This window comes from Neiella marina, from assembly GCF_002165625.1.
GTDB classification, from domain to species: Bacteria; Pseudomonadota; Gammaproteobacteria; order Enterobacterales; family Neiellaceae; genus Neiella; species Neiella marina.
Map to the genome: position 1 here is coordinate 1 of NZ_NGNS01000006.1, position 12,919 is coordinate 12,919.

The window sequence follows — 12,919 nt, forward strand, 5'->3', positions numbered from 1 at the left end:
CATAGAGAAACGCCCTAGGCCGTCAAGGCCTAGGGCGGTGAAAATATCCAAGACCCGTTATCCGGTAAACCGCAATGCCGCCCCTCTTAAGTGAACAGCATTGCGCTACGATGAGCGGGCTTTTTCTTTGTTGGCCAATAAATTTGCTCAAAAAGACAGCAAACAGCTGATAACTTTCGAACATCTGCAACAAAGCGCAAAACAAGCCTAGACAGTTAACGGAGCTGTTCATATAATCTGGCCCACTTTGCATCGCCGCACTACATTCTGTAGCGCCAGCAAACGCAATGGCCCCATAGCTCAGTTGGTTAGAGCAGTCGACTCATAATCGATTGGTCCCCTGTTCAAGTCAGGGTGGGGCCACCATTTCTATTTCCCACAATGTTCAAAAAGAACCTAATCCCCCAATAAAATCAGGCCTTAACGCTATTTTATTATTCAGGGATGACTCAAGTAAATTTCATCAGAGCCAACCGCTGAAGTACTAATGAGCTTTATGTATAAAAATACATATTGAGATGTGTAAGAACTACCAAAATACGGCTTAAAACATATGGTATTGATACTATCCCTGTACTGTATTCCGTGATGCTTGAGCGAGCCAGCCGAACTAAGCCTGAACAGGTCTCGCCCTCATGTCAGGAAGACGCTATCACAATAGTCATTCTAGTCGGTTTCAAATACAAATCGCTGAACGAGATCACCATCCATAAGAGCTTATCGACAAAAACTAAAAGAGAGCGCTTCTTTAGCTTGCAACTAACTAATGTCATTATTTTAAGTACTACAAAAAGTACTTTCCAAACAACCACCAAAAAAACACTCAATAAAAATCAACCACTTGTAAGCTAAATTCAACTCAGGGTGGGCACCATTTCTATTTCCCGAAACGTTCCCCTGCTTGGTGTTCAAGGGCAAAACAATAATGACGCTCAACTAAGCCTCTTCGTCTCTTTTTGTCTGATTAACAAAAACGGCCCCAAAAGTGGCCGTTTTCATGTGATTTTCCTAGTTACTAACTATAGCGGGATTACTTGTAGAAGTAGATGTTATCGAGGTACAGGGCATCACTTGTGGTCCCCCACAGCTGGACACCATATTGAGCTAGATTGGCTGTATCCAAGCTGTCGCCGTTGATCATTGTAGAAAACGGAATATCAACGGTGACCCACTGCCCGGTGGTCAAACTAGGCAAGGTGTAAACTCCGGCATCGCCGCCACTTGGCACAACTTGGAACGTTGCTTGAGTAATGCCGCTGGTCGCAAACATGTCGAAACGGATCCCAGCCGCCATTGAAGCATCCAATGCACCGCTTTCAATCCCGTATTGAATGCCAACTACGCCACCAGCCGTTCCCTCAGGAATGATCTGTAGTTTGGCAATGTTGTCACCACCAACAACCACTTCAGAAAAAGTTGGCGCATTCCACCAGTTATCAGCCCAATTCATAATAGGCTTATCTACTGCCAAAGCATCACTGTAGAGCACCAAAGCATCTTCATTTGCTACTGTTGGTACTGGCGCTGCTGTAACTGGGCCAGGGTTTTCGGCAACGATGCTGATGGCCAAAGAGCTATTACCACCATTTAGCGCCTGAGTCGCGTTAGCTACGCCATAACCTGGAGCATTAACCACAACTTTATGGTCGCCTTCTGGCAAGGTTAGCGTTGCCAAACCACTGGCATCACTTGTTGCCGACACGTTGCCAACTGAAACGACCGCGCCAACAACTGGACTATCTGACTGATCCGTTACGGTCACGCTTAAGTCATACATAAGCGACTCGCCAGAGAAATAGATGTTATCGAGATAAACCGATTGACCAGCATCTCCCCACAGTTGAATACCAATGGCTTGCAGGGTTCCAGGGTTCAGTACTCCCCCTGCGTTGTTGGTCATCTCGGAATAGAAAATATCCCATGAAACCCAAGTATCGGTAGCAGGGTTGTTGATCACATAAGTGGCGCCGCCATCGGTCGAAACCAATTGCAGTGAAATTTGACGGATACCACTTTCCACATACATGTCAAAATTCCACGTCGTTTTTGCCGACGCATCGAGTGGCGCGATCTCGAAACCATATTCAAGGCCTGCGACCCCGCCTTCTGTACCGCCAGCTGTTATCTCATATTGAGCATAATGATCACCGCCGATATCGCCTTCAGAGTAAAGCGGGGCATTCCACCAATCTGCTCGCCAAACACCAATAAAGCTGTCTTGGGTCAGGCTGTCACTGTAAAGCACAACAACTTCTTCATCGCTAAACTGAGGAGACATGGGTGCAGCCATTGCAGGCCCGCCCGCATCTTCTTGTTCCAACGTCGTGAAGTACAGATCGGCTAGCAACACAGTGCCACTATCACCAATAAAGTTTAACGAGAACCAGGTCATATCGGTAACGCCGGAAAGAAGCACCTCCATTTCAGTCCAGCCGTTGCCCAAATCAGTGCCCTGAGCAAAGTCATAAGAGACGTTTAGCTCAGGCTCAGAAGCGCTTTGAACAAACACCTGAACACCGGTGAAGGTATCCGATTTGACCTTGAACCGAGCATGCGTATATGCCGAAACATCAATGAAGTTCTCAGGTCTTGCGGCATCGTTACCCCAAGCGACAACCGTCCCCCATGAGGCACTTTTGGTCAGCTCAAGCGCCTTGGCATAAGTTGTATCAGCAGGTTGATCGGTGTACTGAGTGTTGGTACCCCATGTGTCTCCCCAGTACTCAAAGTAGTATGAATCGTCGTTTAGAGAATGAAAAAGATAGGCGTTTCCCTCAATAGGAGGAGGCACGAGCACAACCTCATTGACGATGACTGTACGAGTAGCCGTTGCTTGGTTACCTGCCGCATCAGAAACACTGTAAGTCACCGTATAGGTCCCAGCCGTAGTGGTATCGACCGAGCCAGCAATAGCCGCCACCAACCCCGTATCAACATTGTCGGTCACTGTTGCTCCGGGTTCCTGATAGTCGTTACCAACCAGCAATGTCATCGAGGACTCGCCATTCAAAGTTATCACCGGAGCTTCGGAGTCACTAATGGGAGCAGCCTCAACGACCACTGTTCGGGTAGCGGTTGCTTCGTTACCGGCAACATCACTAACCATGTACGTAATCACATACGATCCTGGGGTCATGTTGTCGACAGCTCCAGAGGCAACCGCGACTAAATCGCTATCGACATTGTCGCTCACCGTCGAGCCAGGATCGCTAAAGTCATCACCGACGGTAATCGTCATTGTCGATTCGCCGATCAAGGAGATTACAGGGGCCAAGGTATCATTCGCTACGGTATCACCAGCTGACGATGGTGGAGTGCTATCTGAGCCGGAGCCGCAACCAGCTGCAAGCAGCGATAATAGCGCTGCTGCCGTTAGGCTATGTTGATAATTCATATTCATCCTACTTGAATTAGTGAAACAAGCTTGATGTTGAGTCGTTCAGCCAGAGCCGTTGGCTAACTCAACTTCAAACGAGAAACATCATCATCAGGTGGATTTGGGGAAAAAGAGTTCGAGCGCTTGCGAGTTAGTCAGATTGGCAAGCAAAAAGGTTCGAGGAGCTCTCCAATAGCCAGACCAAGAGCAAAAAAGAGAGCTAAATCATACTTTTTTTGACTTGACCGAATCGCTAGTGGTTGGATGTTTTAGACAGCAGTCACCAACGACTTAGCACTGGGCTAATCAGTGGCGATCGCATCGGCGGTTTTCGCAGCCCGGCATTTTCTTCGATAAGCGGTTGGCGTAATTTTCTCAATTTTCTTAAAAAACTGATAAAACACAGATTTGCTGTTAAAGCCTACGGAGAAGTAAATGTCGGTGATGGACATGGTTTCATCAGTAGCAAGCAGGTGCTTGGCCTCTTCGATACGATAACCATTAACAAATTCATAAAAGTTGAGCTGAAAGTGATGGTTCAATGTCATCGACAATACCTTCGGGTGCAACTCAAGCGCATCGGCGAGCTGCGGTAAGGTTATTTCAGCGTTCATGTAAGGCTTTTGCTCTTCCATGTAACGCTTAATTCTTCCCACTCCCTCTAATTCATCATCTTGCTCGGGCAGTTCTTCTTGCTCATCTTGTCCTTCCAGCTCTTTAACCTGTTCAACAGAGGAGATTCTGGCCAGACTGTATACCAATAGTGATAGCAATAAGAGGAAATCGGCGTAATTAGTAAGTTCTCCTAAAAAGCTCAAATGTTCCAGCTCAATGAGGCTCAGGATGCCAGTTTCGGCGGGACGCAAGAGTCGAACAATGTTGGTACCGCTCATCAGTGCTTCAACCGAAAACACAAAAATAAAACCAATGATGACGGTTCTAAGCCAAGTAATATCGACCTTGGCCGGGTCGGCAAGTCGTTGCATTTGCTCCGAGGTATAATTGGCCAGTAGTTGTAAACAATAAGCGACGTAGACCACCCGTATCAAGCGAATCAGAAACTCAACGCTGACAAAGTGTAGTGTTTCAGTTAAGTACCAGTTCCTGATGATTGAAGTTTTGTCTGCCCAGCTCTGTGAGTGATAAACAAAACCAAGGTAGATGCAGTATCCGATGAGCGGCAGCAGATGCCAGAGGTGCTGTCGTTTGAAGGTGAAGCCTTTGTAGATGAGAGCATGGGTGAAAAGGTAAAGCAGCACACCATCGATACAGTAGGCGACACTACCTAAAAAAAACAAGTTCGGATTGACATCCAAAATGACATAGCGGACTTGCTCGCCGTAATACGTCAATTCATGAACCGCGAACAGCGCGTGAGATAACAAAAAGCCAATCAAGAATAGGGTGCTCTTGCGCGAAGTTTGTTGGGTCTTCCAGTAAAGAGCAGCCAGCACACAGGACATGAAGGACGTCATACACAACACAACATCGTTCAAGTTGAAAATAACGTGATCCATAATGCCCCCTCTTACCCAACGCTTCGCCCGCGACCAGCAGAACAACCACCTAGGTATCGGGCTCGAAATGGTACATAAATTTGCCAAACCATTCTACGCAGGACGATGCTCAGATTGCTGAATGAAAGTAAAAAGCCATAAAAATCAATAACAGTCCGACTCCGGAACTTCTACTCATACTCAAATATTTGAGCTGCGACTCACTTTTAAGCGCCTCGAACAAGGTAATAAACAAAGTATTTTTGAGGCTTTCTTGGCAGGTTCCACAACCGGACTTTTCGCCGCTATGATAAGCGCTGGCTGTCTTCGCTACAGTCAAAACTTCAGTCTCTGGCATACCCTGGACAGCACCTAAACAGCAAAGTGACCTCCGTCACATTGCGTCATCTATTGTGCCGACTAATGGTTAAATTCTGAGTAAGTGCAGATAGTCGGACTAACAATTTATTAACGATTGTTATCAAAGGTCCCGTTCTAAAAACAACAATCTGACGGAACCCACGATGTACGACAATTTAAAGATTTTCACGCTTTCGCTTATTTCAGCCTCGATAGTAGGTTGTGGTGGCGGTAGCGGAGGTAGCCCCACTCCGCAGCCACCTGCTAGCACCGATACCCAAGCCCCCGTGATCACGTTAAATGGTAATGCCACCATGACCATTGACGTTGGTGACCAATTTACAGACCCAGGTACCACCGTTACCGATAATGTTGATAACGGCTTGCAGGCCGAAGCGTCTGGTTCTGTCGATACTAATTCCCCTGGCACCTATGTCATTACCTATTCCGCTGAAGATGCCGCAGGTAATGTTGCAACCACGACCCGAACCGTTGTCGTATCGGCACCAGGCGTTGACACCCAAGCCCCCCAAATCACACTACTGGGCAGCAACCCAATGCAGCTTACGGTTGGCGACAGCTATGCCGAGCCGGGTGCCACCGTCACCGATAATGTCGACAACAATTTAGTCGCGGCTATATCAGGCAACGTCGATAGCAGCAGCCCTGGCACCTACACCATTACTTATATGGCAACCGATAGCGCCGGTAATGAAACCATCGTCACTCGTTCCGTGATGGTCAGTGCCCCTGCGGTGGACAGTCAGCCACCGGTGATCACCTTAAACGGCAGCGCCAACATGTACGTATCGTTGGACGATACCTACAACGAGCCAGGCGCTAGCGTTAGTGATAATGTTGATACCGACTTGGTCGTCTCTATTTCTGGTTCCGTTGACACCTCAACCGTTGGCAACTATCCGGTTACTTATACCGCCGTTGATAGTGCGGGCAACCAAGCTTCTGTGACTCGTTCTGTTTTTGTTACCGATCCAAACGATGTACCGATTGAGCCACAGTCGCCATTTACTCCAACAGCACAATTACTAAGCCGTGAGCCAGTCATTGATCCGGCACCTGATGCTGCAGGTTTCATGGCCTATGGCGCCGGTAATGTTGCCACCAGCTTTAATCCAGATGGTTACGGCTGTGTCGAAGACTATGGTTTCTGGGTATACAGCGCCGGTGTTACCGAGCCAGGAATTGCTGGCTGTACCGCCGATGGCGAGGCCATTGGTGAACCGGTTAAACGTCATCCACAAGTGACGGGGCCTGCGGCCCAAGAGCCAGTTGCTGCGCACCGCTGGTGGGGCTCGGTCTCATTCCTAGGTGAGATGCAGTTAGGCGATCCAAACTCAGCAGGCTATATCACCCCCGATCCGATTATGGCGCGGGTAAGCAACGCAGGTATTCGGGTATTAAATTTACCGGTTGGGTTGCGGGTAACCGATGCCATTAATTTCCAGTACACCATTCCAGATCCATTTGCCGAAGTGTTTGATGGGATTGCGATTGCCAACAGTGCCCACAGCAATATGGAGGCATTCTTAAAAGAATCCAGTGATGGCGCTGTTACGGTTGAATGGCAATCAGGCGGTCAAGCCGTAATGGAAGCCACCTTTGTCCATGGCTCGCCTTATGTTTATGTCAAAGCGTTCGACGGACAACCATTGATAAAAACATTCCGCGACGACGGCGGTGAGAAAGGCACTTACCATGAAGATGCTGACAGCCTTGGTGTGTGGACTGCGGTAGCCGGTGGCAAGCAACACTTCTTGGTCGTTGGTGAGGGAGCAACGAGCTTCAGCAACACCACCACCAGTCAAATCGGTATCTCGAATGCGGCCAATGAATTCACCTTAGTAGCCATGCCCAATAATTTGGGTGATAACCCAGATGCCAGTGCGATTGCCAAATTCAAGCAATATGCGCGCAACGTGGTTGCCAACGCCGATATCGAGTACTCAGTAAACGCAACGACTCAAGAAGTCACTGTGACTCACCGTTACTTAGACGCGCAAGATCAACCCATTGATACCCTTGCAGGCTTACACCCGCTTCATTGGAAATACATTGATAACGCCGACCAAAGCGACATTAGCGCATATAACGTTCGCAGTGCCCGTGGCGTGATTAAGTTCAGTGAAACCGATGAGTTCAGCTATCAACTGCCGTATATTGGTGTGTTGCCAACCATGCCATCGGTACTTGGTGACTACGACATGCCAACCCTGCAAGGCTTGATCAATGATTTCATGGCACAAGACCAAAGCGAGTGGAATACCTTTGAAGATACCTACTGGGCAGGCAAAAACTACGGCAAAGTTGCTGAGCTAGCTGCAATTGCGCGCTCAATTGGTATGGAATCAGAAGCAGATGAGTTGATTGATTGGCTTAAAGCGGAACTAGAAGACTGGTTCACCGCCGATACCAGTGGTCAACTCGATGAGAAGAAGTACTTCGTTTACGACCAGGAATGGAACACCCTTCTCGGTGTCGATGAGTCCTTCATGAGTCACCAGCTGCTTAATGACCACCACTTCCATTACGGTTACTTCATTCGTGCAGCCGCTGAAATCTGTCGAGTTGACCGCAGCTGGTGCGATGTCGACCAATATGGTGCCATGGTCGAGCTGTTGATTCGTGATTATGCCGCTGATCGCAATGATGCACTGTTCCCATACCTGCGCCACTTTGACCCAGCCAACGGCTTCTCTTGGGCATCAGGATCAGTGAACTTTGCCCGTGGTAACAACAACGAATCAACCTCAGAAGCAGCCAATGCCTACGGTGCAATGGCCTTGTACGGCATGATTACCGATCAACAAGACTTGGTTGATCGCGCCATCTATATGCATGCTTCAACTACGGCGACCTATTGGCAGTATTGGAACAACATTGATGGTTACAACAACGTCTCTGCCGAAGCCGATAACTTCCCAAGTGGCTATAACAACATCACCACCTCGATTATTTGGGGTGATGGTGCCGTGTTCTCAACTTGGTTCAGCCCGCTTTACGCTCACATCTTGGGTATTCAAGGCTTGCCAATTAACCCGCTAACCATTCATGTTGCTCAGTATCCAGATTACATGGCCGATTACGTCAGCCTTGGTTTGAGTGAATCAAGCAACCAAAAACCATCTGGTTTGGCTGAGGACAACTGGCGCGACATCTGGTGGAACCTATGGGCCATGAATGATGCCGATGCGGCGATTGCCGACTACGAGAGCATGCCGGTGTATAACGCCGAGCAAGGTGAAACCAAAGCCCACACCTATCACTGGCTTCACACTTGGAAGAATTTAGGTCAGCCAGCAACAGGCATGCCAGGCTCCATTACCGCTTCAGATCCTGCGGCAATGGTATTTGCCAAAGATGGCACCAACACTTACGTAGCGTATAACTTTACTGGTGAAATGCAGACCATTAACTTTAGCGATGGCACTGCCCTTGACGCAGTACCATTCGGTTTTGCAACCAAGATTGGCAGCGCTGCCAATGGTGACGTAACAGCGCCGACTGCCCCGGCAGGCGTTGCTGCGAGCAATGTCATCAAAGCCAGTGCCGAGCTTAGCTGGACTGCAGCAACCGATGATACTCAGGTTGTTGGTTACCTCCTGCACCTGAGCACCACCGCCGAAGTCGTTCGCGTACAGGCCGTTAAAGGCACCGACGTTGTCTTGACCGATCTGCAACCGAATACCACGTACCGCGCATCAGTGGTCGCTTATGATGCTGAAAACAATCAGTCTGATGTAGCCAGCACGGTGTTCACCACGTTGTCGGCCGATGCCAACTTACCGCCAACCCTGAGTGGCAGCATTGCGGTCTCTGCGGTGACTCAGTCACAAGCCACACTCAACTGGCCAGATGCAACCGACGATGGTGAAGTCAGCGGTTATCAAGTCACGGTTACCGATGGTGCCAGTTATACCAATCAATTGGTTGTCACCGAATCAGTGACAACACTGTCGGGCTTGGCACCGGCAACCGGCTACCAAGTGAGCATTGTGGCAATTGATGATGATGCTCAGCAATCATCGCCACTGACCACCAATGTAACAACCACTGCGCCATTGGCAGATATTGTCATGTTTACCGATGCGCTAGCGGCGGGCTATACCTTTGGTACCTGGCCTGGCACTGATTCAATCACGGTGCAAAACGGTGTCATTGACGGTCCAATTGCAACAATTGGCAACTTCTACTTGATTACTCCTGGCAACACCCCGCTTGATTTGAGCGGCTACAGTGGCGGCTACCTGAAGTTCGATGTCAAAGTGATCACCTTAGGTACCAATTCCGATGTCCTGGTCAAGATGGACAGCGGCTGGCCTAGTTTGAGTGACGTCAAACTCAGTTCTTATGGCGGCTTGCCAGTAGCAGGTGGTGACTTCCAGTCATATAGCATTCCAGTAGCTGACTTTATCGCCTCAGACAACAGCCTAAGCCCGGGCAACAAAATGGATATTACATCGGTTCCACAACCGATCGTATTCGATGGCTTAGGGGGGGAAGGTATGCACCTGCAAGTGGATAATATTCAACTAACCGTTGAGTAAATCGATAAGCCCCGCTAAAGCGGGGCTTATAAAGGTTGCTAGTTCGACGAACACAGTCCAAACAAGCTCAACTTCGGGAGCCCGCAAACGAGCGGCCAGGCAACTACCTCAAAGGTTGGCAATATGAACCTTCCACTTAAGAACAATAAGCATACAAACAATGCTTACTTGACGTTACTTTACTTGCTAAACGATATCTTTTTGAAAAACTTGCTTTTGTTGTATGCATGTTTGCTGTTGAATACTCAACACCCTGTTTCACAAAACACACTCCAGTACGCAACCGGCCTGTTGCTGATAAATGCTGCAATCTTTATATTGGATATGACGCTATTAAAAAGAGCTATCAGGTATCCGCTGAACACCAACATTCCACATGAAACTGCAATCCTATATGTGGCTAACGGAATCGAGAAGACAGAGGTTGTTTGTGCCCATATTGTTCATGATTCAGCGTCCATTCATGGTGAACTAACAGCCCCAAGAGTTTGGTGCGTCGATCAGTTCTCAGTTACCTCTGAACTGGGTGCTTTCTCATTAAAGCTAGATGGTAACTTTCCTTTTCCATTGTCCTACTATCACAAATACCGACTGCACCGAACTGTTAAGCAACATCTCAACGAATTATCTGTTGGAAAAACCAAGATTGCTTGCACCAACGAGCCGCCGCAATTAAGCATCGTTCCGCCATCGCCTCAACTCACTTCCAATTTGGGTAAGCTCGCTAGCAAACAAACTTGTCGCCGTTGTGGTCGCGTTTGAGCATTTTTAATTGCTAGAGATAATCACGCCAAACGTAACAACTCGTCGATAAGCTCCACCAGTATGAGATTTTAAGTAGTGGAACCAAGTGGCTAAGCATTGCATTATTCCTCGCTTTTGGGTGTCTCAACTTCTTTGGGAGCAACAATAAGTGGCTACTTCAATTATCCTAACAGTCAGGGAGACCTCTGACCTTTTAAGTTTGAATGTTTCTTTGTTAGTTCTTCCAATAGTAATCAAACAAATCGCTCACAGAGTGAATGACAGCCGTAAATCAAAAACGCTCAGTATGGCAATTGGCTATAGAGATTCCGACTAGTCAATGGACATCGGGCAGGCTTGCAGAATAGACTTGCGCACCGAATCCCATGCCAAAACTAACTGAATCGTGTCGCTGCTGCAGTGCCCCTTTGACTAGTTGGCCGAAATGAACTTGAGAGAATTTATTAGATGACGACGGACACCAATTACGACCACTACGATGCAATCATTTTTGACATGGATGGCACCTTGGTCGATAGCGGTCAATTACACGAATTCGCTTGGCGCGAAACGCTACAGCACTTTGGCATTCCAATCGATTCAGCCAAGATGCGATCGTTAGCTGGGGTGCCGACGATTGAAACGTTAGAGATCTTAATAGCTGATTTCAATTGCCAAGTCGTACAGTCAGTGCAAACCATGAATGATTACAAAGAAGCGCTAGTACGCAAGGTGTCGCATCGCTTTGTGCAACCAACCGCGCTAGTCAATGTGGCCAAACAGTACGTCGGCCAAATACCCATGAGTATTGGTACTGGCGCTTATACCGAGGAAGCCAAGGAAATATTGCAACACTGCGGCCTATCTCAGTATCTGGATCATGTTGTCGGAGCTGATCAGGTTGCGGCCCCCAAGCCAGCTCCTGACACGTTTCTGCGATGTGCCGAGTTAATGGGAGTTGCCCCCAGCAAGTGCTTGGTGTTCGAAGATTCTAAAATGGGGCTTGAAGCAGCGTCTCGAGCGGGCATGGCTGGCATTGATGTGTTGAAAGAGTTTGGTATCGAAAACAACTATTTTCTTATCCCAGGTTAAGCTAAACGCATTATTCGTGCCTTACTGACGCCAGTTGCAATTAGGCTCAGCTAGCCACTACTTGATTTCGCCCCTGCTTTTTAGCGAGATAAAGCGCAGTGTCGGCTTTGGTTATACTGTCGTCCACCGTTGGTGGATTGCAGAATGTCACGCCAAAGCTGGCAGTAATATGAATATCGCCACCAGCGGCAGTAACCAACAACTTTTCGGTACTCTGTCGCAGTCGCTCGGCGAGTTCAATCGCGCCTGCCAACTCGGTATTAGGAAGCAACATAACAAACTCTTCGCCGCCAAAACGGGCCAAAATGTCTTCATTACGCTTTTCTCTCTCTAGCATATTGGCAAACGCCACCAGCACCTTATCACCCGCGTCATGGCCGTAATCATCGTTGACCGACTTAAAATTATCGATATCGCAGATCAGTAGGCTGATTTTGTAATCATGACGATTGGCTTGGCTGACAACGGCCTTAACCCGATCATAAAAGTAACGACGGTTGTAGATTTGCGTCAGCGGATCAGTGATTGATGCTTCCCGATATAACTCGGCTTGATCATCGAACAGCATGGCGTGCAAGCCACCAAATAAGGCAAAGATACTAACTGCGAAGATGAAGGTATTGACGACAATAAAGCTAGCGACATCCTCAGCAATCGGCGTCAAGCTCATCACCGCTAGCAGCAAACCACAAAACAAACAGAGGTAGAGTGAATTATTCATCAACAATTCACCAGATGAACGACGCTCTTCAACGCGACACGTAAGCCGTAAACAACATCCATACACAGTGGTATTGAAGACAAAAACAAAGATATTGCGGATATCGATTCGGTCGTACAGATAAGTCAGTAGATAAATCTGGATAAATAGATACGAAACGACTGCAACAATGACTCGCCAGTCACACAACACCGTACTGATGCTTTTGCCTTGTCTTAGCAACAGTCCTGCGATGAGCGCAAACATGAACACGACTAAACCCAGATGCACCAATATCACGGAGGTCAAGTAGCCGATGTAAGGCCTGACTCCAAGCATCGAGAAAGTTGCCGCGATCATCAAAAAGCAGATGGCAAAACAAGACACGCTCTTGCTGGAACTGCCGTTGACTCTTGGCGTACCAAAGTACATGTAAACTGCACCAAGGATCCCCAGCACTACATTCAGTGCAACGACAATGACAACAAATAATGGTGGCAACTCCATCAAATAGATCACTCCATCTACTTTGATCAGATCAAGCATAGATCAGGGTTCTCAGACTCAGTGGTCTAATGTGGTTTTT

Annotated in this window: 6 protein-coding genes and 1 tRNA gene; 4 read left to right on the forward strand and 3 right to left on the reverse strand. The window is 48.0% G+C overall.

All coding sequences use genetic code 11. The annotated features are described in order from the left end of the window. The first annotated feature begins 289 nt into the window (after positions 1–289). Positions 290–366 (forward strand) — tRNA-Ile (locus CBE68_RS06895). Positions 367–1,030: 664 nt separating this feature from the next. Here the strand turns inward: CBE68_RS06895 and CBE68_RS06905 are convergent. Together CBE68_RS06905 and CBE68_RS06910 are read right to left on the reverse strand one after the other, a co-directional pair. After that, positions 1,031–3,394, reverse strand: coding sequence for an immunoglobulin-like domain-containing protein (locus tag CBE68_RS06905; RefSeq protein WP_158100518.1), 2,364 nt, complete (start codon positions 3,392–3,394; stop codon positions 1,031–1,033). Positions 3,395–3,678: 284 nt separating this feature from the next. Then, positions 3,679–4,893 carry a helix-turn-helix domain-containing protein gene (locus CBE68_RS06910; RefSeq protein ID WP_087505345.1) on the reverse strand — a complete coding sequence of 405 codons (1,215 nt, stop codon included), beginning with the start codon at positions 4,891–4,893 and terminating at the stop codon, positions 3,679–3,681. A 503-nt stretch (positions 4,894–5,396) separates the two neighbouring features. Here CBE68_RS06910 and CBE68_RS06920 point away from each other — a divergent pair. The 3 genes from CBE68_RS06920 to CBE68_RS06930 all read left to right on the forward strand — a co-directional run bounded on the left by CBE68_RS06920 (position 5,397) and on the right by CBE68_RS06930 (position 11,633). After that, positions 5,397–9,797: an immunoglobulin-like domain-containing protein gene (locus CBE68_RS06920; protein ID WP_087505347.1), complete on the forward strand. Its 4,401-nt coding sequence runs from the start codon at positions 5,397–5,399 to the stop codon at positions 9,795–9,797. A gap of 123 nt (positions 9,798–9,920) precedes the next feature. Next, positions 9,921–10,559: a hypothetical protein gene (locus CBE68_RS06925; RefSeq protein WP_087505348.1), complete on the forward strand. Its 639-nt coding sequence runs from the start codon at positions 9,921–9,923 to the stop codon at positions 10,557–10,559. Between the two features lie 450 nt (positions 10,560–11,009). Continuing rightward, positions 11,010–11,633: a beta-phosphoglucomutase family hydrolase gene (locus tag CBE68_RS06930; protein WP_087505349.1), complete on the forward strand. Its 624-nt coding sequence runs from the start codon at positions 11,010–11,012 to the stop codon at positions 11,631–11,633. 46 nt (positions 11,634–11,679) lie between these two features. Here CBE68_RS06930 and CBE68_RS06935 read toward each other — a convergent pair whose 3' ends face one another. Beyond that, positions 11,680–12,879, reverse strand: a complete 1,200-nt coding sequence (locus CBE68_RS06935; protein ID WP_087505350.1) for a GGDEF domain-containing protein — start codon at positions 12,877–12,879, stop codon at positions 11,680–11,682. Positions 12,880–12,919 lie beyond the last annotated feature (40 nt).